The sequence below is a fragment of the Desulfovibrio sp. genome (assembly GCF_035644575.1).
GTDB lineage: Bacteria > Desulfobacterota > Desulfovibrionia > Desulfovibrionales > Desulfovibrionaceae > Desulfovibrio.
The window spans coordinates 1-19,473 of record NZ_DASQOG010000023.1 but is presented as its reverse complement, the minus strand read 5'-3'; the positions used below and the strand labels follow the sequence as shown (position 1 = coordinate 19,473).

The 19,473-nt window shown below is 55.2% G+C and carries 15 protein-coding genes; 8 read left to right on the top strand and 7 right to left on the bottom strand.

Annotated elements, in window-relative coordinates; translation table 11 throughout:
- Positions 1–379: 379 nt before the first annotated feature.
- Both VEZ52_RS00975 and VEZ52_RS00970 read right to left on the bottom strand, forming a co-directional pair.
- Positions 380–1,681 (bottom strand): MFS transporter, encoded by a 1,302-nt coding sequence (locus tag VEZ52_RS00975; RefSeq protein ID WP_324835148.1) that lies wholly within the window; start codon positions 1,679–1,681, stop codon positions 380–382.
- On the bottom strand, positions 1,665–2,417 hold the full coding sequence (locus VEZ52_RS00970; RefSeq protein ID WP_324835147.1) for an SDR family oxidoreductase: 753 nt from the start codon (positions 2,415–2,417) through the stop codon (positions 1,665–1,667). The genes VEZ52_RS00975 and VEZ52_RS00970 overlap by 17 nt, the downstream gene beginning before the upstream one ends.
- A 98-nt stretch (positions 2,418–2,515) precedes the next feature.
- Between VEZ52_RS00970 and VEZ52_RS00965 the strand changes: the two genes are divergently transcribed.
- Positions 2,516–3,514 carry a LysR family transcriptional regulator gene (locus tag VEZ52_RS00965; protein WP_324835146.1) on the top strand — a complete coding sequence of 333 codons (999 nt, stop codon included), beginning with the start codon at positions 2,516–2,518 and terminating at the stop codon, positions 3,512–3,514.
- A gap of 126 nt (positions 3,515–3,640) precedes the next feature.
- Here VEZ52_RS00965 and VEZ52_RS00960 read toward each other — a convergent pair whose 3' ends face one another.
- The 3 genes from VEZ52_RS00960 to upp all read right to left on the bottom strand — a co-directional run bounded on the left by VEZ52_RS00960 (position 3,641) and on the right by upp (position 7,474).
- Entirely contained in the window at positions 3,641–4,903 is a 1,263-nt protein-coding gene (locus VEZ52_RS00960) for a diguanylate cyclase (RefSeq protein WP_324835145.1), read from the bottom strand.
- A gap of 673 nt (positions 4,904–5,576) precedes the next feature.
- Positions 5,577–6,836, bottom strand: a complete 1,260-nt coding sequence (locus VEZ52_RS00955; RefSeq protein WP_324835144.1) for a uracil-xanthine permease family protein — start codon at positions 6,834–6,836, stop codon at positions 5,577–5,579.
- Between the two features lie 11 nt (positions 6,837–6,847).
- A complete protein-coding gene (gene upp / locus VEZ52_RS00950; RefSeq protein ID WP_324835143.1) occupies positions 6,848–7,474 on the bottom strand; it encodes a uracil phosphoribosyltransferase in 627 nt (208 codons plus the stop codon).
- 214 nt (positions 7,475–7,688) lie between these two features.
- Between upp and VEZ52_RS00945 the strand changes: the two genes are divergently transcribed.
- The 4 genes from VEZ52_RS00945 to VEZ52_RS00930 all read left to right on the top strand — a co-directional run bounded on the left by VEZ52_RS00945 (position 7,689) and on the right by VEZ52_RS00930 (position 12,604).
- A complete protein-coding gene (locus VEZ52_RS00945; RefSeq protein WP_324835142.1) occupies positions 7,689–8,786 on the top strand; it encodes a DUF362 domain-containing protein in 1,098 nt (365 codons plus the stop codon).
- Between the two features lie 752 nt (positions 8,787–9,538).
- Positions 9,539–10,543, top strand: coding sequence for a TRAP transporter substrate-binding protein (locus VEZ52_RS00940; protein ID WP_324835141.1), 1,005 nt, complete (start codon positions 9,539–9,541; stop codon positions 10,541–10,543).
- Between the two features lie 201 nt (positions 10,544–10,744).
- Complete coding sequence (locus tag VEZ52_RS00935; RefSeq protein ID WP_324835140.1) at positions 10,745–11,305, top strand: TRAP transporter small permease; 561 nt, start codon at positions 10,745–10,747, stop codon at positions 11,303–11,305.
- 9 nt (positions 11,306–11,314) lie between these two features.
- Positions 11,315–12,604: a TRAP transporter large permease gene (locus tag VEZ52_RS00930; protein WP_324835139.1), complete on the top strand. Its 1,290-nt coding sequence runs from the start codon at positions 11,315–11,317 to the stop codon at positions 12,602–12,604.
- Positions 12,605–12,720: 116 nt separating this feature from the next.
- On the opposite strand, the gene VEZ52_RS00925 is transcribed toward VEZ52_RS00930, so the two are convergent.
- On the bottom strand, positions 12,721–13,776 hold the full coding sequence (locus VEZ52_RS00925; RefSeq protein WP_240824526.1) for an NAD(P)-dependent alcohol dehydrogenase: 1,056 nt from the start codon (positions 13,774–13,776) through the stop codon (positions 12,721–12,723).
- A 507-nt stretch (positions 13,777–14,283) separates the two neighbouring features.
- Between VEZ52_RS00925 and VEZ52_RS00920 the strand changes: the two genes are divergently transcribed.
- Together VEZ52_RS00920 and ggt are read left to right on the top strand one after the other, a co-directional pair.
- Positions 14,284–16,092 (top strand): methyl-accepting chemotaxis protein, encoded by a 1,809-nt coding sequence (locus VEZ52_RS00920; protein ID WP_324835138.1) that lies wholly within the window; start codon positions 14,284–14,286, stop codon positions 16,090–16,092.
- A gap of 350 nt (positions 16,093–16,442) precedes the next feature.
- On the top strand, positions 16,443–18,200 hold the full coding sequence (gene ggt / locus VEZ52_RS00915) for a gamma-glutamyltransferase (RefSeq protein WP_324835137.1): 1,758 nt from the start codon (positions 16,443–16,445) through the stop codon (positions 18,198–18,200).
- A 122-nt stretch (positions 18,201–18,322) separates the two neighbouring features.
- Here ggt and VEZ52_RS00910 read toward each other — a convergent pair whose 3' ends face one another.
- Complete coding sequence (locus VEZ52_RS00910; protein ID WP_324835136.1) at positions 18,323–19,102, bottom strand: HAD-IIA family hydrolase; 780 nt, start codon at positions 19,100–19,102, stop codon at positions 18,323–18,325.
- Positions 19,103–19,292: 190 nt separating this feature from the next.
- On the opposite strand from VEZ52_RS00910, the gene VEZ52_RS00905 reads away from it, so the two are divergent.
- A partial coding sequence (locus VEZ52_RS00905; protein WP_324835135.1) for a hypothetical protein occupies positions 19,293–19,473 on the top strand: 181 nt, incomplete at its 3' end.

Genomic DNA, 19,473 nt, shown 5'->3' with positions numbered 1-19,473 from the left:
AGCAACTACGTTGCCGTAACGGCGCGACACATCCGCCGTTTACAGCGTTGCCTGAAATGATGCGGATGCGTACTGGGTATTGCATGGTCTGCACTATAGAAAAAATCCAGAGGGATTGTGTGCTGGCAGCGTGAAGGTTATCGGGCTTTTGTGCGATGCCGTAACATGGCTAACAGGCCGGAATCAAAGTTTTAACCCGACATGCACCATGTAACTGTAACAATCAGCGCCCCAAAAGCGGTGCTTTGGGCTGGCCGCAGGCCACACCTCCTTGTACACGCAAAAAGGGAGGCTTTAGCCTCCCTTTTTGCGCCAGCCCGGCTATAATTCCGGGTAAAAAAGACTGGCGGGGGTGACCAGCAAGGCGCAAAGACTGGATTTAGCAGCACTCCTGAGCTGGAGTACGCGCCGAGGGGCAGTTACAGCGTCTTTCCAGCAGATGAAAAAACAGGCCTGCCAGGGCAAAAGCGCCGCCTGTGAGCATGACGCCGGGCCAGCGGTACGCCGCCCAGGCCTGGCTGGCCGCAGCAGAACCCAGCGAACCACCCAGAAAAAATACCGTCATGTATATGGTGTTCACCCTGCCGCGCGCCGACTCGGACAAGCCCAGAATGAGCGACTGATTGGACACCTGCGCAATGGACACGCCGAAATCAAGCACAATAACCCCCAGCACAAGGGCGGTCATGCCGCTGAAGCTCATGATGCCGAAAGCCGCTATACTCGTGAGCGCGCCGATCAACACGCCGCACCTGACGCCAAAGCGGTCTGTCAGCCTGCCCCCGGCCTGCGCTGCGAGCACGCCCACCAGCCCAACGATGCCGAACGAACCAGCCACGCTTGCGCCAAGACCGTAAGCCGGGCCTTGCAGATACAGCGCAAGCACTGACCAGAAGGCGCTGAAAGCCCCGAACACGCAAGCCTGAATAATGGAGGCATAGCGCAGCGCACGGTAATCCCGCAAAAGTTGCAGCATGGAGACCAGCAACCGCCCGTATGGCAGGCTCGATTTGCGCGGCAGATCAGGCAAGCGCCATGCAAGCAGCGCGCTCAGCAGCACGGCAAAGGCGCAGGCCAGCCAGAAAGCCTCGCGCCAGCCCAGCCACTGGCCCACCGCGCCAGACACCACACGGGCCAGCAATATGCCGCACAAAACACCGCTGAAGGCAATGCCGACGGCCTTGCCGCGCTCGCCTTCCCTGGCAAGGTCAGCGGCCATGGGAACCACCATCTGCGTAATGGTGGCTGCCACCCCCATGCCAGCCGAGGCCGCCATGAGCACCGCCATGCCCGGCGCCAGCGCCGCAAGAGCTGCGGAAACCACCAGCAGCGCGCAGAGCGTTAGAACCAGCTTTTTTCTGTTCAGCGTGTCGCACAAAGGCACAAGAAACAGAAGCCCGAGGGTGTAGCCCATCTGGGTGATGGTGGCCACAAGGCCCACATGGTCGCCGCCCTTAAGCTCCCCGGCGATCAGCCCCAGCACGGGCTGATTGTAGTAAATGTTGGCTACGGCCAACCCTGCGGCCAGAGCCAGCAGGTATATAAGCGACCCGTTCTGCTGCGAGGTTGTATTTTCCGTCTTCATGTCATGTTCCTTTACATCTGTTTGCGAGAGGTGCGCCGCGAGCGCGGCGCTGCATCCGATGTGAAAATTTACCGCGAATCTACACCATGCCGCCATTGGCCCGGATGGTCTGCCCATTGATCCAGCCGCCGTCCCTGCCTGCCAGAAAGGCCACCACAGAGGCGATATCTTCCGGCTGGGCAAGGCGTTCCAGCGGCGGCAGCTTTGCCATTGCCGCAACCTGCCCTTCTGTTTTGCCCTCAAAAAACAGGTCAGTGGCTGTGGGGCCGGGGGCCACAGCGTTGACCGTGATGTCGCGGCCCCGCAGCTCTTTGGAAAAGATGCCGGTCATGGTTTCCACAGCGGACTTTGTAGCCGCATAGACGGCGTATCCCGGCAGGGCAAGACGATTGACGCTGGTGGAAAGATTGATAATGCGTCCGCCTTCCTGCATGCGTGCCGCAGCCAGCCGCAGCATGTTGAACACGCCCTTGATATTGGTGCTCACTATGCGGTCAAACAGCGCATCGTCCGTCTGCGCCAGCGGCACCATGCCGGGCTGCATGAGTCCGGCGTTGTTCACAAGCACCTGCACAGTGCCGAACGCGCTTTCGCAGGCAGAGAACAAGTCTGCCGCCTGCTCTGGAACCGTCACATCTGCCTTGACGGCAATGGCGCGGCCTCCCTGGGCGCATATATCAGCCGCCAGGGCCTCGGCCTTGCCAGCACTGCTGGCGTAGTTGACGACAACTGCCAGGCCGCCCCCGGCCAGCCGCCGGGCAATTGCCGCGCCAATGCCGCGCGCCGCACCAGTAACAATGGCCGCATTGGGTGATGAAGTCTGCATGGTCATATGTGCCTCCACGTGGTCTGCTTTGTTGAAAGCACAATGCTGGATGAGGCGGATAATTGGTAGACGCATGGCATTCATATTGGTTATACGGATTACGTATGACAATATTTTCAAATCTTGCCCTGCTGCGTAGTTTTGTAAGCATTGCCGAAAGCGGCAGCATCTCGGCTGCGGCCCGCAACATGGGCCTCACCCAGCCAACCCTCAGCCGCCAGCTTGCGCAGATTGAGGCGGAATGCGGCACAGTGCTGCTGCGGCGCGATACGCACCGCATGCACCTCACAGACATGGGCGCAAAAGTCCTCACCGATGCCCGCGCCATGCTGAACATGGCTGAAGAATGCGAGCGTCGCCTGCGGGTGGATCAGACAGCCCTCATGGGGCATATCCGCTTTTTCTCCACCATTGACTTTGGTCAGAGTGTGGTCAGCAAGTTTCTGGCCCGGTTTATGCTGCAAAATCCGGCCATCACCGTTGATCTGGTGTACTCAAACAGGCCCTTGCGCATGCTTGAAGAAGGCTGCGACGCTGGCGTTGTAGCCGGGAGCGTTGCCGATGAAACGGTAATCGCCAGACCATTGGGCATGATACGCAGGTATCCCGTTGCCGCGCCCGCATTTCTTGAAGGCAGGCAACTGCCTGAGACACCGGGCGATATTGCGGCTTGGCCCTGGCTCACGCTCGGCACGGAAGTTTTTGGCGGCGCGCGCAACATCACCCTTTTTAAAGAATCCGGCGAGGAGCAAACCCTGCACGTGAACCCCGTGCTGACGGCAGAGGGCGTTACCGCCCTGCGCGAAGCTGCCCTGCTGGGGCTTGGGGTGTCCCCCCTGCCGGGCTGGCTGGTGACGGAAGATCTCTCTGCGGGGCGGCTGGTGCGCCTGTTGCCCCAATGGCGCGCGCGTGAACTGCCCGCCCATGTGGTTTACCCGGTGCAAAAAGGTTTGCCCCTGCGTGTGCGGGCTTTGGTAGATTTTATGACAGAACACGTTAAGGAGCTGCTGGCGCGGCCCTGCGTGTGCCCCGGCGCAAGTGGCAATAAGCAAAGCAAGGGCCAGGCCTCGGCAAATGGTCTGCCAGACAGCCAGAAGCGCTAAAACGGTTCCAGATGGAAGGGATTGGAAATGGAGCGGTGAAGTAACGCCACAACTCCACAAAAAAATCCTGCCCTCCCGGAGCGGGATGCGGCAGGAAAGCATAAACGGCAGCGGCAGATAAAAGGCTTACACGGTGCTGGTTTTCACTCTGTTGCGCCCTGTATTCTTGGCCTCGTAAAGCGCCTTATCGGCGGCTTCAAGGATTTTTGCCGCGAGCTGGGAAGGCGACACCTTTTCAAACCGGCTTTGCACCGTGGCCACCCCGGCGCTTATGGTCACATAATTGCGATCGCTGCCCGCGTGGGGCGTTTTGAGATCACACACCGCTGCCCGCAAAGCTTCGCATACTTCATGGGCGTTGCGGTCATCGCATTCAGGCAGCACCACGGCAAACTCCTCGCCGCCATAGCGGAACAGCTCGCCCCCCATATCTTCCAGCGAATCCTTCATGGTTCTGGCAACCTGGGCCAGACATTCATCGCCTGCCAGATGCCCGTACTTATCGTTATAAAACTTGAAGAAGTCGATATCTATAAGGATCACTGAGAGATTGCCCGCGCGGCGGTTGCACACGGCAGCCTCCCTGCGCAGGATGGCGTCAAAAAATCTTCTGTTATACGCGCCCGTGAGATGGTCGTGAATGGACATATGGCGCAGGCGCTCGTTGGCTTCCTTGAGCTTGCGTTCCAGCGTTTTGCGTTCTGTAATGTCAAAATACGCAAGCGAAAGCGCTGTTATGGCGCCCGAGGCATTGCGAACAGGCGTGACAGAAACCGCGTAATCCCTGTTGTCGATGCTTACTTCATGGTCAGAAACCCGCCCCCCGGCATCAAGATTGCAAAAGTCACTCTGGATATTTTCTTCCAGCTCCGGGTGCAATAAAGAAATATGCGCGCCGCTGATGTCAAACAATGACCGCCCGGAAAGTTGCACATGGTGCTCGTTGGCAGAAATAAGCACGCCGTCGCGGTCAACAACGCACATGGCAATGGGGGCGGTGGCGTAGATGGTGTCCAGGTCAATGGATGTGGAAATTCCCGCAGAATACAGGGCAATGTTGGCAATAACCCGTTCTACGCCTTTAAACCCCATCAGGCCGTAACCATCGTCAAACAGAGGCTCTCCGCTCATTTCAAGCAGAAACAGCACCCCATCGCTCTTCCGCACATAATGGCCGATCACGTTTGAAAAGGCGCGCGGCTCACCATATTCATCCATGAGGGTTTCCATGGCCATCTGCTGGTCAGCGGCATCCATGCCGAAAAACAGGGACTGCCCTTTTACCGTTGGAATGCCAAGAATTGCGGACTTGAAGGGGACATCGTCGCAATAACACAAATCTGGCCCGGCTACCCATTCCCAGGATTGATGATTACTACTACGCTGCATTGGCGACTCGGGATTTACCCAAAAAAGAAAAGAGATTTTGACAATGGTCTGCTGGCTGGCAGGCCCATCCAAACTTGGGGGATATCTCTATACCGATTTTTTCTGCTCAGGTACAGATGTTTTAAGCCACACTTTATTTATACAATTTCATATATATTCATTATGTTTTTATTAAAAAAATAATATTTGTGCAAAAAATTACTGCATTTTGAGCTTCAATAAAGATATATACTGACAAATCAAGAACTTGATACGCAATATTTATTTAAAAATATTCTATTTCATTTACTAGCTACACACAATTATTATAATTACGTGTGATGATAAATTATCATTACAGTATATTTCCTATAGCACTTGCCCAAGCGGTAAAAATATAATGCATGGCATATCTATCAACCCCGAGTCGTATTGATACCAACATGCGGGCCCCCTGAAAATTCACAGCCCAGAATGCCCTGTACGGCGCGCCTGTCTCATTACCTTCTGCCTACGCCCTTGCTGCCAATGACCTTGCAAAAAACAGGGCGGCACGGCGAAGTACGCCATGCCGCCCGCAGACAGACAAAACCCATCAGCTGAATCACATAGAAAAGGGATCAGGCCAGATCAGCCATATGCCGCGCCTGACCAGTGCGAACAGTACAAAACTGCGCCGCAGAAACTCTGTATCTTAGGTGCGGCTTCTGGGCAGCAGCAGGTTGAGCAGTACGCCCGTAACCGCCGCAAGGCCGATACCGCCAAGCTTGAACGAACCAATGCTGAACTGCATGCCGCCCACGCCAAAGATGATGATAAGCGCGACAATGATCATGTTGCGCGGCTCCATCAGATCCTTGCCAGCCCGCACCAGCGTGTTCAGGCCCACAACCATGATCGCGCCGAACAGCAGAATCATGATGCCGCCCATAACGGGCACGGGAATGGAGCCAAGGAACGCGCCGATTTTGGCCACAAACGACAGCAAGATTGAACACATGGCAGCCCAGGTCATCACTGCGGGGTTGAACACCCGCGTAAGGCTCACCGCGCCGATAACCTCGGCATAGGTGGTGCAGGGCGGGCCGCCCACAAAACCGGCAGCCATGGTGGCAACGCCATCGCCAAACATGGTGGCGTGAACGCCGGGGTCTTTCAGGTAGTCGCGCCCGGTGATGGAGCTGATGGCGACAACGTCGCCAAAGTGCTCAATGGCCGGGGCAAGCGTAATGGGCATGATAAACAGTATGGGTTCCCAGGCAAACTCGGGGAAGGTGAACGAGGGCATCTGCAACCAGGGGGTTGCGGCAACCTTTGTCCAATCGCCCACGCCGAAAAACATCGAAACAATAAAGCCCGCTGCAATACCGCACAAAATGGGCATGAGGCGCAAAAAGCCTTTGCCCAGGAGCGACACCAGCACGGTAACGGCCAGCGAGGTCATGGAAATCCACAGGGCCGTGTTTTCAGGCACCAGCACAACCGCGCCATCGCCTGTTCTGCCCAGGGCCATGTGCACCGCCACCGGGGCCAGGATAAGGCCGATAACCATAATGACAGGGCCGGTCACAATGGGCGGCAGCACACGCAGCACCACATCCGTGCCGCGCCAGCGGATAAGCCCGCTCAAAAGAAAATATACCAGACCGGAGCAAACAAGCCCGCCAAGGGTTTGCGCCATGCCCCAGGTCTGAACGCCGTAAATGATGGGCGCAATAAAGGCAAAGGACGAAGCAAGAAAAATGGGGACCTTGCCCCGTGTGCAGACCTGAAACAGCAAGGTGCCCACACCAGCGGTGAAAAGAGCCACGTTGCTGTCAAGCCCGGTCAACAGGGGAACAAGAACCAGAGCGCCAAAGGCCACAAAAAGCATCTGCGCGCCGATAAGACAATCCCTGAAGCGAAAATTATAGTCAGTGGGTGCAATCTCGCGCCGCGTACTGGCTGTGCTCATGGGGGCCCTCGCTACTTGGTTCCGAAGATACGGTCGCCGGCATCGCCGAGACCAGGAATGATATAGCCGTTTTCGTTCAGATGATCGTCAATGGCTGCGGTGTAGATGTCCACATCCGGATGGGCGGCCCTGACCTTGGCGATCCCTTCGGGCGCGCACACAAGGTTGAGGCTGCAAATCTGCTTGCAACCGTGGCGCTTCAGCAGGCTGATGGCGGCAATAAGCGAGCCGCCGGTTGCCAGCATGGGGTCAAGGATGATGGCAAGCCGCTGATCCATATCGTTGGCAAGCTTTACGTAATATTCAACAGGTTCAAGGGTTTCTTCGTTGCGGTACAGGCCCACAACGCTGATCTTGGCGCCGGGGATCATGTCCAGCACGCCGTCCATGAGGCCAAGCCCAGCGCGAAGAATGGGAACAACAGTCACCATCTTGCCCGAAATGACCTCAATTTCCACCGGCCCGGCCCAGCCCTCAACAGTGTGCTTTTCAGTACGAAAGCCCTTGGTGGCTTCGTAAATGAGCAGACTCGCGATTTCGTTGGAAACAGAACGGAATTCGCGCGTGGAGGTGGCCCCCATGCGCAAAATGCCCAACTTGTGGCGCACAAGAGGATGATCAACGACATAAACGGCCATAAAGCCTCCTTAGCTATGCATAACTGACTGGGTGGAAAAAATTAAAACCGGACTACGCTATTCTTAATAGCGGCTCGTGTCAATGATACTTGCGGGTCGGCGCATTGCCTTGGCTGTGCGGCATGCGCTAGAGTTTTACAGCATTGCACAGGGCAGAACCATGCCTGCTCCCTGCCCCGCCGCACCCTAAACATCCTCACATGGAGGCCACGCCATGCCCGCCACAGTTTATTATGCTGATATGCACTGCCGGTCGCACGAGGACAGCAAAATCGCCAAGGTTGCCCGCCTCTGCGATGCGCTCAATCTGAAAAAAATCATCAAGAAAAAAGAGCTTACCGCCATCAAGCTCCACTTTGGCGAATACGGCAACGACACGCACCTCAACCCCACTCTGGTGCGTCAGGTTGTGAACAAGATCATGGAAGCAGGCGGAAAACCATTTCTGACAGACACAACAACCCTGTATTCCGGCAGCCGCCACAATGCCGTTGACCATATGCAGACGGCCTATGCCCACGGCTTCGCGCCCTCGGTGGTGCATGCCCCCATCATTCTGGCCGATGGCCTGTATGGTGAAAATGACGTGCCCGTGCGCATCAACGCCAAGCATTTCAAAGACGTGCATATCGCCACCGAGATACGCCGCGCCCCGGCAATGGTGGTGTTGTCGCACTTTAAAGGGCATGAAATGGCGGGATTTGGCGGCGCGATCAAGAACCTTGCCATGGGAGGCGCTGCCGTACGTGGCAAAAAAGAACAACACGCCACCCATGTTTCTGTCAGCGAAAAAAAATGCGTGGGCTGCGCCAAGTGCGTAAGGGTGTGTCCGCAGCATGCGCTCAGTATGAAAAGCAAAAAAAGCGTTGTGGACATTGAAAAATGCATCGGATGCTTTGAATGCATTACTGTTTGCCCAGAAAAAGCAATTAGTATAGACTGGGAAACAGAGATGCAGCCATTTATAGAGCGCATGACAGAATACGCCTATGGCGCTGTAAAAGGGCGCAAAAAAAGCGTTTGCTACATCAACTTTGTGCTCAACGTAACACCCGACTGCGACTGCGCCCCCTGGAGCGACATGCCGCTGGTGCCAGATGTGGGCATTCTGGCCTCCACCGACCCGGTTGCTCTGGATCAGGCCTGTTTTGACCTTGTTTCAAAAGCTCCCTCGCTTGGTCAGGAGGTTTCAGCCCAACCGAATGCGGACAAATTCTCCGCGCGCTGGCCGCACACCTGCGGGCTGGTGCAACTGAGCTATGGCGAATCACTGGGTCTGGGGAGCCGCGAATACAAGCTAAAAAAAGTCTAACACCCTGCGCATTGCAACATCAGGGCATGTGGCTTCCCGGTCAGATGCCTTGGTGTTGCCTTGGCAACTGCTGACCAGTTTTCTCACTGCCCGCCTTGCCGTCCGTTGTGGATATGAAGAGGTTGTGGCGAGCCAGCAAAAAAACTGAGTCATCAAATTGTCACAAAATTGTAATATTTTTGTCATGATAACAATGATATTATATGTTATGATTAAAAATTTTCTTATAATCAACGAGCATCAAGGAAATTATAATTTATTTTTTAAATAAAAAATAATTTTTCCTTGCTAAAAAAATCTTGGACAGCCGTATATTCAAACATGTGTATAAATATTATTATTTTTACTATTTAAAACTTTAATATTTAATAAATTTCAAATAATATTTCCGTATATTATCTTACTTTTATTTTAAAAAAATTTTTATATAAATAAATCAACTGTAATACCCTCCATGTTTTCAGGAAAAATCACGCTCAATCAACTTTCTACATTTTTGTTGAAAACAATCATTTCGGCGTGGATTCAGGATATAAGAGCTTCATCAACTTTTTTTTGCAAATAATAGTTGAATTTTAGGTAGATCGTCACTTAAGTTTGCATCAGCTTTTGACCCGTCAGAGTCTGACGCACCAGAACGTTGAGGGAAACGTGGGCGCGTCAGCTGGTCATAACTGCCCCCCTGCTGTGGACAGGGATAAGTTTTCATTGTCAAACGGCATCTAAGTTTTACTAGCGAGGAGGTTCACAGGATGAAACGTATCGTAGCTCTGCTTGTTGCTCTGGGCCTTGTTTGCGGCATGACCCTTGGTTTTGCCCAGGCTGCTGAAGCCAAGACCATCATCAAGATGGCGGGCATGAAGCCCGAAGGCGAGCCGGAAACCATTGGTATGCACCTTTTCGGCAAGTATCTTGCCGAACTTTCCAATGGCAAATATGAAGTGCAGGTCTTCCCCAACAGCCAGCTTGGCAAGGAAGACGCATACATTGCCGCCACCCGTAAGGGCATCATCCAGATGTGCGCCACTGGTACGCAGACATCTGCCCTGCACCCTGCCATGGCCATGCTTGAAACGCCCATGCTTTTCGATGATCTGGACCACGCCCGCCGCGCCATGGAAGGCAAGACTTTTGAGCTCATCAACGAAGGCTTCACCGAAAAGTCCGGCCTGCGCACCATGAACGCCTTTCCCTTGGGCTTCCGCCACTTCTACACCAAGAAGCCCATTGTCACGGTGGAAGATGTAAAGGGCCTGCGCATGCGCGTGCCCAACATTCCCCTGTACACCAACTTTGCCAAGGAATGCGGCATCAGCGGCCAGCCCATGCCCTTTGCCGAAGTGCCCGGCGCGCTTGATCAGGGCGTCATCGACGGCGGCGACAGCCCCCTGGCCGACATCGTCAGCCTCAAGATGTACGAAATCACGCCCCAGATCACCCTTACCGGCCACATTCTCGTGATCCACTCCCTCTACATCAACGACAAGTTCTATCAGTCGCTGCCTGACGAGGACAAAAAGTGGTTTGACGAAGCCGCCAAGCGCTCCGCCAACGATGTGTGGGTCATGGTCAAGGAAGGCGACGAAAAAGCCAAGGAAACCATCCTTGCCAACAAGGGCAGCATCAATACCCCCAGCAAGGAATTCCACGACTACATGGCTGAAGCCGGCAAGCGCAGCTGGAAGCTCTTTTACGACACGGTGCCCAACTGCCAGGCCATTCTGGACAGCGCCGCCAGCTACCGCGAATCCAAATAATTGTTCTCCGCTTTACAGGCCGGAAAAGTATAGGCTTTTCCGGCCTGTGCAGTTCATGGACAAAACCCCCGCAGCCTTTTGGGGCAGCGGGGGTTGCAACAATTCTTCACGCAGCCATCTGCGGCGGCACAAACAGACTTGCTGACATCCGCAAGTCACTGCGTAGCCAGCGATTGGGGCAGCGTTTTCCAGAGGTTCGTTATGAGCGACGACATTTCCAAAAATTTTCCGCCGGACCACGCGCCGGGCGTGCATGCCCTGCTTGAGCCGGAACAGGAACCCAAGCATGACACCATGGGGCAATTGCTGTTTGAAATATTTTGCGCCGTGATCTTTCTGGGCATGATCGGCCTTGTGTTTTACAATGCCCTGCTGCGCTACATCTTTTCTTCGAGCTACCCGCCGAGTGAAGAATGGGCACGCTTTCTCTTTATGTACATCACGTTTTTCGGCGCCATTGAAGCCTTTATCTGCAAGAAGCACATTGCGGTTGACCTGCTTGTGACCACGCTGGAAGGCACCAAGCGCAAGGCTGTGGATATACTGGCTTCTGCATGCAGCCTTTTTGCCCTGGGCCTGCTGTTTTACGGCGGCGTGGTCAACGTGCTGCAAACGCTCGATACCTACTCCGTGGCGACCAACGTCAACATGGCCTTTATCAACGGCACCCTGCCCGTCATGGCCCTTGTTGGTTTTGTTGTAGAACTGCGCTCTCTCGCGAGCCTTGTTCGCAGACCCGCATCCACCTTCCAAAAGGGCTAGGAGAGAAGAATGGAACTCTTTATTTTCCTCGGCTCCCTCTTCTTCTTCATGCTCATTGGCGTTCCTCTGGCCATTGTGCTTGTGTTGTGCTCCATTGTGCTCATGTGGCACTCGGGCATGTGGGATGCCATGATTATTCCCGGCAGCATGCTGGACGGCGCCAACAACTACCCCTTGATGGCCATTCCCTTCTTTGTGTTCGCCGGTGAAATCATGGCGGAGGGCGGCCTTTCCAAACGCGTGGTGCAGCTTGCCCAGCTCATGATTGGCCGGGTGCGCGGCGGCCTTGGCTATGCGGCCATTATCGCCAGTATCATCTTTGCGGGCCTGATGGGCAGCTCGGTGGGCGAAGCCGCCGCTCTTGGCGGCCTGCTGCTGCCCATGATGAAGCAGGTGGGTTACCACCCAGGCCGCGCGGGCGCTGTTATCGCCTCCGGCGCTATTCTTGGCCCCATCATCCCGCCCAGCACCAACTTCATTCTGCTCGGCGCTACGGTCAGCGGGCTTTCCATCACCAAACTGTTCATGATCGGCCTGGTGCCCGGTATCATGATCGGTCTGGCCCTCATGGTGGTGTGGTTCTTTGTGGTGCGCAAGGATGGCTATAACGAAACCATCCGCTTCACCAAGAAAGAAGCCATCAAGATTCTTATCGACTCCACGCCTGCCTTCATGATGCCGGTGCTGCTGCTTGGCGGCATTCGCTTTGGCATTTTCACACCTACTGAAGGCGGCGCGTTTGCAGCCATTTACGCCATCCTTGTGTGCGTGCTGTACTACCGCGAGCTTTCTTTCCGCGATCTGCTGCGGGTGAGCGCCCGTGCGGCCCGCACCACCTCGGTGGTCATGCTGATCGTGGCCACGGCCACGGCTGTTGGCTGGTTCATTACCATTGCGCAGATTCCCAACCAGATGACCGCGCTCTTCTCGCCGCTTATCGACAGCCCCATATTGCTGCTCATCAGCATCAATATCTTCCTGTTCCTTATCGGCATGGTCATGGATCTTACGCCCAACATCCTGATCTTTGCACCGGTGTTCTACCCGCTGATCCAGCAGGCAGGCATCGACCCGTACTACTTCGGACTGCTCTTTGTGCTCAACCTGGGCATCGGCGTTATTACGCCCCCGGTGGGCACGGTGCTGTACGTTGTGTGCGGCATCGGGCACATCAAGTTTGCCGACCTTATCGTCAAACTGGTGCCTTTTGTGCTTGTGGAAGTGGTCATGCTCTTCCTGCTGCTGTTCTTCCCCAGCCTTTCTATCGTTCCCATGAACTGGCTGATGGGCGGCAACTAGCAACTCATTGCGCATAAGTAAAAACCTCCCGGCATACCAGTGGTATGCCGGGAGGTTTTGTTTGACGCCTGCCGGGGCTTATTATTTTGCCCCACAAGCTTCATCGTAACTGGGTACTACACCACAACCACGGGCTTGATCAGGTCGCGCGGCTTGTCCTTCATCATGAGCAAGGCGCTTTCAATATTTTCAAATCCCTTGAATCTGTGAGTCAGCAGGGGCGCAACGCTCAACCGCCCGTGAACCAGCAGGCTTGCCAGTTTTTCCATGCGCAGCCTGCCGCCGGGCATCAGACCGCCCGCAACGATCTTGTGCCCCATGCCGCAACCCCACTCAATACGCGGGATTTTAACGGCGTCGCCGGAACCAAGATAATTCACGTTGCCGATGCGCCCGCCGGGTTTGAGCACACGTATGACCTCCGCAAAGGTATCCACATCGCCCCCGGCAATGATGGCCTTGTCCACTCCCTTGCCCTTGGTGCGGTCCATTACCTGGCTGACAATGTCGCCATCGCGGTAATTGATGATAGCTGTTGCGCCGTATTCACGGGCAACCTCCGCGCACAGCGGCCGGGAGCCGACAGCAAAAATTTCGCCGGCGCCGCGCAGGGCCGCGCCCGCAACCGCCATCAGGCCTACAGGGCCAATGCCCACCACCAGCACGGAATCGCCGTACTGCACGTCTGCGAGCTCCGCTCCATGAAAGCCCGTGGGAACCATATCGCTCAGCATCACGGCCTCGGCGGGGTCAATGGAGGGCGGCAGCAAAGCCAGGTTGCCGTCCGCATCGTTCACGTGAAAAAGCTCGCCGAACACGCCGTCCTTGAAATTAGAAAATTTCCAGCCCGCGAGCATGCCGCCGGAATGCATGGAATACCCGGCCTGCGCCTCAAGAGAATTCCAGTCTGGCGTAATTGCGGGCACTATGACCTTGTCCCCCGGTTTGAAGCATCGCACCAGGGAACCAACTTCCACAACTTTGCCAACCGCCTCGTGGCCCAGAATCATGTCGTGCCGGTCGCCCAGCGCGCCCTCCCAAACCGTGTGGACATCTGAAGTGCAAGGAGCTACCGCCACGGGTTGAACAAGGGCATCCAAGGGGCCGCACTGGGGCTTTTCTTTTTCTATCCAGCCGATCTTGTTCAGGCCAAGCATTGCAAAACCTTTCATTTCTCTTCTCCTGTCTTGTGGGTAACTGCGACAGCCAGCACAACTGGTTGTGCATTCACCCTAGGATGTACCGAAGCAGGAGTAAAGTGATTTTTTTCACAAAATAATATTATACAAATATAGTTTATTTACTCCATAATGCAGGATGATATTGCCCATGTGTTAAAGTTAACAACACCAATGTTGCCGTCATCTGAAAAAAACACCCAATAAACCCAACTTTCTACCAAGATTAACGCATGGTTATTGCCTTTACCGTCTGCTGCCATTTTTTTTAACAATTCAATAGGTATGCATCAAAACACCACAGACGATAAAAAATTGTCGTTTTCTGGTAACAAAGGATTTTTATTCAAAGTATAAAGTTATATATACAACGAACGATACGCTAATTAGTATCAATGTGAAAATGCAGCAGGAAATTTTATCTGCAGACTGAACCATGAGGCCAATCCAAGGGTTGGCGCAGCTGATTTGCTTCAACAGTAAATGGTACAGGAGGTATGCATGTTCAGGATGTTTACGATCTCGTATCGTATGTTCATGATCTTGATTTTTACCCTGATTATTGTTGGCGGTCTGGTATACTCCCTGATCCATATTTCCAACTCTGCCACCGAACTTTCCGCCCAGAAAGTGGGCGAAATGTTCTATGAAGGTCAGAAACAACGCATCCGCGATCTCTCAACCACCATGGCAAACAGCATTGGCGAGCAGATCAGCGGCATCACCGACATAACCAAGCGCAACGCCATTATTGCCAGCGCCATAAAAAAAGCCCGCTACGAAAAAGACAGCTCCGGCTACTTCTTTGTATATGACGGCGGTATTGTTGTTGCCCATGTCTTCCCTGATCTGGTGGGCAAGGATCTTGGCAATTCCGTAGATAAAAACGGCGTCCGCTTCAACGCGGAACTTGCCAAGAAGGCGGCCGAAGGCGGCGGTTTTGTGACCTTTGTCTTCAACAAGCCCGGCGGCGGCACCCAGTCAAAAATCGCCTATGGCTCGCAGGTGCCCGGCACGAGCCTGTGGGTCGGCGCTGGCGTCTACATCGACAATGTGGAGCAGGTTAAAAATGAAATCGCAGGGCAGATCAGCGATGCCATTAATGCCAATCTCAAACAAATTCTCATCGCGGTGGCCTGCTGCGTTGTGCTTTTATACATTCCGTTCATGCTGCTGATTACGCGCTCCATCCTGCTGCCCATCAAGGACGCGCGTGAGGCTGCGCAGCGCATATCCAACGGCGACATGGACGTTAACATCACTGCGACTGGCAAGGACGAAATTACTGTTCTTGAACGCTGCATGTCCGAAATGACCGCCAACGTAAAAAAATCGCTGGCAATCTCTGAAGAAAAAACCCGCGAGGCCGAACAGAGCGCGGCAAAGGCGCTCGAAGCCGTTGCCGAGGCTGAACGCCTGACTGAAGAAGCGCACCGCGCCCGCAGTGAAGGCATGTTGAGCGCCGCCAAGCATCTGGAACAGGTGGTGACGGCCATAACCAGTATTTCGACAGAAATTTCCGGCAATATCGAACAGGCCGAGCAAGGCGCAACCACGCAGGCCGCGCGCACCACAGAAGCCGCCACGGCAGTTGAACAGATGAACTGCACGGTCATAGAGGTTGCCAAAAACGCCTCGGCCACGGCGGATCTCTCCACCAGCATGCGCCAGCGCGCTGCGGAAGGCGCGGAAGTTGTGTTCCAGTCCGTGCAGGCCATTGGCAATGTGCAAAAAGATGCCCTTGTGCTCAAAGACGAAATGACCAAGCTTGCCGAGCATGCGGGGGCTATTTCGCAAATTATGGGCGTTATTTCCGACATTGCAGACCAGACCAACCTGCTGGCCCTCAACGCCGCCATCGAAGCGGCGCGCGCCGGAGAAGCCGGACGCGGCTTTGCCGTTGTGGCCGATGAAGTGCGCAAACTGGCGGAAAAAACCATGAGTTCTACCAGTGACGTGGGCAATGCCATTGGCGCAATCCAGAAGAGCGTGGATTCCAGCATCCGTCAGGTTGACGTGACGGCTGGCAATGTGGAAAGCGCCACCACGCTTTCGCAAAAATCCGGCGAAGCCCTGCGCGAAATCGTGGGTATGGTGGATCAGACCGTTGATCAGGTGCGCGGCATTGCCACTTCGTCAGAAGAACAGTCCGCCGCAACCGAGTCCATCACGCAAACAGTGACACAGGTCAGCTCCATCGCGGCAGAAACCGCCACCATCATGCACACATCGGCCCGAGCGGTTGCCGCCCTTGCCGATGAGGCCAAAAAGCTCAACAACATGGTCACAGAACTGAAAAATACCAAATAATGCGGCAAGTTCAGGGCGCTTCGCCACGGTGAAGCGCCCTGCTGCACAGCGCCATCATTCTTCCAGAGTTTGATAACCAAATACACAGTGGCAAGGTGGAAATTTCCGTAACGCCTGCTGTACAGACATATGGTCGCCCGCGATTGTCGGGGGCGGGTCTATGGTTTTACCGTGCAGTCTGCAACTTGTTACAAAATTGGTTCAACCAACCGAAAATGGAACAATAATGCGCCAGATTGCACCTGTTAAAAAATTCAATACATATAAATGGCTTATCTTTCTCTTTGGAACAGATGGTGCATATACATGGCCGGTTTCATTGCCTTTAGCATTTCTGAAAGGAGAATCTGATGTCCATGAATTTTCTCTCTCTGGTCAGCCGTAAAACCCTGCCTGTTCTCATGGCATGCGGCTTGTTACTGCCCACCGCGACTGTCAAGGCGCAGGATGAGCCTCAGTACACTGCGACCATTTCCGCCGCCACCAACCCCCTGAGCACTCGGGGCGTTGTTACCAGCCCCAACTACCTGGCCTCGCAGGCCGGGCTGGATGTGCTGCGGCGCGGCGGCACGGCCGTGGACGCGGCCATTGCCACCGCCTCCACCCTTGCGGTTGTCTACCCGCAGATGTGCACGCTGGGCGGCGACAACTTCTGGCTGATCTACAATGCCAAAACCGGCGAGCTGAAGGCGCTCAACGCCAGTGGCCGCTCGGGCGAAATGGCGACCATTGACTTTTATGCCTCCAAAGGGCTGAAAAAAATCCCCTCCCGAGGCTACATTGCGGCCAACACCGTGCCCGGCGTGGTTTCCGGCTGGGATGCGGCCTATGCCTACAGCAAGCAGAGCATGGGCAGCAAAATGAAGTGGAAGGAGCTGCTCGCTTCCGCCACCGATTATGCCGCCAACGGCTTTCCCGTGAGCACCTCGCTGGCTTACTGGAGCAAGATCAACACCAATCCCAATGATTCTGAATTCCGCAACCTGCAACGCTTTGACGCCTTCCGCAAAGCCTATCTGCATGCGGACGGCAGCCCCTACACCGTGGGCCAAGTCATGCGCCTGCCCGATCTGGCAGCCACGCTGAATCAGCTTGCGGACAAGGGCGCGCAGGTCTTTTACAAGGGCGACATCGCCAAGCGCATTGTGGCCGACCTGCAAGCCAACGGCGGCCTGCTGACCCTCAACGACTTTGCCAACCACAAGGCCGATTGGGTTGACCCCATTTCCGTCAATTACCGGGGCTACAAGGCCGTGAATTTCCCGCCCAACACGCAGGGTATGGCCTCCCTTGAAATTCTGAACATCCTCAACAACTTCAATATCAAGGCCATGGGCGAAGGCACAGCGGATTACTATCACGCGCTGATCGAAGCCACCAAGGAAGCCTTTGTTGACCGCGACAAGTACCTTTCTGACCCTGATTTTGTAAAAATTCCGCTCGACTACCTGCTTTCCGCCAAGCATGGCAAGGATCAGGCCGCGCGCATCAGCATGAGCAAGGCTGCCACAAACCTTACGCCCCTTGATCCCAAGGGCGACACCATCTGGCTTGGCGTTGTGGATGCGCAGGGCAACGCGGTTTCGCTCATCCAGAGCATTTATCACGACTTTGGTTCCGGCATCGTGGCGGGCGGCACTGGCGTGCTGCTGCAAAACCGGGGCAGCTTCTTCTCCCTTGACCCCAAACACGTAAACCATCTTGAGCCGCGCAAGCGCACCTTCCACACGCTGAACCCGGCCATGCTGCTCAAGGACGGCAAGCCCTACCTTGTGTACGGCACCATGGGCGGCGAAGGCCAGCCCCAGACCCAGGCCGCCATCGTTACCCGCGTGGTGGACTTTGGCATGACCCCGCAAGAGGCCATTGCCGCTCCCCGTTGGCTTTATGGCCGCACCTGGGGCGCTTCTTCCAACGACCTCAAGCTTGAAGGCCGTATTCCCCAAAAAGTGGCGGACGAACTCAAGCGGCGCGGGCATCCCGTGCGCCTGATTGAAAACTACACCGACACCATGGGCCATGCTGGCGCTATCCTTGTGGATCAGGCCACCGGCGTGCGTCAGGGCGGTACGGATCCGCGCGGCGACGGCGCTGCCGTGGCCTACTAGGCTGAGATTAAAACAAGCTTCGGCCCAACAGCCTGTTGGTCGAAGCTTTGACACAAAAACACCCGCGCTGGTCTTCGGCCAGAGCGGGTGTTTTTTATTGTCGGCAACTGCCAGGCAGGGCTTTATGCCCAGTCTTTATCGGCGTGGCCCAGGTTTTCAAGCACCAGGGTGGGCTGATGCTCCTCCCTGGCAAGATCGGCGCGCGTGGCTTCGCCGCTGAGCACCAGAATGGAATCAATGCCAGCATTGCGCGCAAGCTGCATGTCCGTGCTCAGGCGGTCGCCCACCATGACCATTTCTTCCTTGCGGTAGCGCGCCAGCAATGGCGCGAGCACGGCTGGGTCGGGCTTGCCGAAAATATGCTGCGGCTTTCTGCCCGTGGCCGTGGCGTACAGGCTGATGAAACTGCCCACATCCGGCAGCGGGCCTTCGGGCGAGGGACATACCAGATCGGGGTGCGTGGCGAGAAAGAGCACCGAACTGTCCTGCAACAGCACGGCAGAACGGGCAAGCTTGTGGTAGGTGAGCTCCGTATCGTAGGCCAGCACCACGGCCTGCGCGCCTTCTTCCACCAGTTGCAGCTCGGGCATGCGCTTGAGCAGATCATGCTGAAAATCGGCATTGCCCACGGGGAACACGCGCAAAATGCCATTGGCGCGCAAAAAATCCACCAGTGGCGTCACGGGCGAGAGCAGCAGGTCTTCGCGTGCGGCAATGCCCATACCGTTGAGCTTGTCCACATAGGTGAGGGGCGATTTGGAAGTATTATTGCTCAGAAAATAAAAATCCAGACTGTTCCAGTGCCGCTGAATAAAGCCCACGGCCCCATCAATGGGGATATGACCGAGGTAGACGGTGCCGTCCATATCAAGCACAACGCAACGTTTTTTTGACCAATCCATATATGCAATCCTCAAGTTTTTTGCTTTCATTATGCGGCATTGCCCACTCTGGCAAGCGCTACCGCAACATTCTCTTGTATTCAATCTTGACGCAACTACACAAATTGATAACCATACGGTATCAACAATCATCCTGAGCATAACCGCAGCAATTATCCAACCGATCCGGCTTTTCAATCTTGTTGCGTAGATGCGCCGTTGTTTTTCGGCCCCGCAGGCGCGGCATCTGACAGCGTCTGCATGCTTCAGGACGATTCCGACAATTTGCTCCACTGGAGAAACCATGCTTGAAACTACTGTTGTCGTCATCGGCGGCGGCGCAACAGGCATAGGAACCCTGCGCGATCTTTGCATGCGCGGCGTTCCTGCCA

Excerpts from the sequence above, each read along its gene's own strand:
- VEZ52_RS00955 (WP_324835144.1), bottom strand. The coding sequence starts at position 6,836 with ATGAGCACAGCCAGTACGCGGCGCGAGATTGCACCCACTGACTATAAT.
- upp (WP_324835143.1), bottom strand. The coding sequence starts at position 7,474 with ATGGCCGTTTATGTCGTTGATCATCCTCTTGTGCGCCACAAGTTGGGC.
- VEZ52_RS00960 (WP_324835145.1), bottom strand. The coding sequence starts at position 4,903 with ATGCAGCGTAGTAGTAATCATCAATCCTGGGAATGGGTAGCCGGGCCA.
- VEZ52_RS00975 (WP_324835148.1), bottom strand. The coding sequence starts at position 1,681 with ATGGCGGCATGGTGTAGATTCGCGGTAAATTTTCACATCGGATGCAGC.
- VEZ52_RS00965 (WP_324835146.1), top strand. The coding sequence starts at position 2,516 with ATGACAATATTTTCAAATCTTGCCCTGCTGCGTAGTTTTGTAAGCATT.
- VEZ52_RS00940 (WP_324835141.1), top strand. The coding sequence starts at position 9,539 with ATGAAACGTATCGTAGCTCTGCTTGTTGCTCTGGGCCTTGTTTGCGGC.
- VEZ52_RS00945 (WP_324835142.1), top strand. The coding sequence starts at position 7,689 with ATGCCCGCCACAGTTTATTATGCTGATATGCACTGCCGGTCGCACGAG.
- VEZ52_RS00910 (WP_324835136.1), bottom strand. The coding sequence starts at position 19,102 with ATGGATTGGTCAAAAAAACGTTGCGTTGTGCTTGATATGGACGGCACC.
- VEZ52_RS00925 (WP_240824526.1), bottom strand. The coding sequence starts at position 13,776 with ATGAAAGGTTTTGCAATGCTTGGCCTGAACAAGATCGGCTGGATAGAA.
- ggt (WP_324835137.1), top strand. The coding sequence starts at position 16,443 with ATGTCCATGAATTTTCTCTCTCTGGTCAGCCGTAAAACCCTGCCTGTT.
- VEZ52_RS00970 (WP_324835147.1), bottom strand. The coding sequence starts at position 2,417 with ATGACCATGCAGACTTCATCACCCAATGCGGCCATTGTTACTGGTGCG.
- VEZ52_RS00935 (WP_324835140.1), top strand. The coding sequence starts at position 10,745 with ATGAGCGACGACATTTCCAAAAATTTTCCGCCGGACCACGCGCCGGGC.
- VEZ52_RS00930 (WP_324835139.1), top strand. The coding sequence starts at position 11,315 with ATGGAACTCTTTATTTTCCTCGGCTCCCTCTTCTTCTTCATGCTCATT.
- VEZ52_RS00920 (WP_324835138.1), top strand. The coding sequence starts at position 14,284 with ATGTTCAGGATGTTTACGATCTCGTATCGTATGTTCATGATCTTGATT.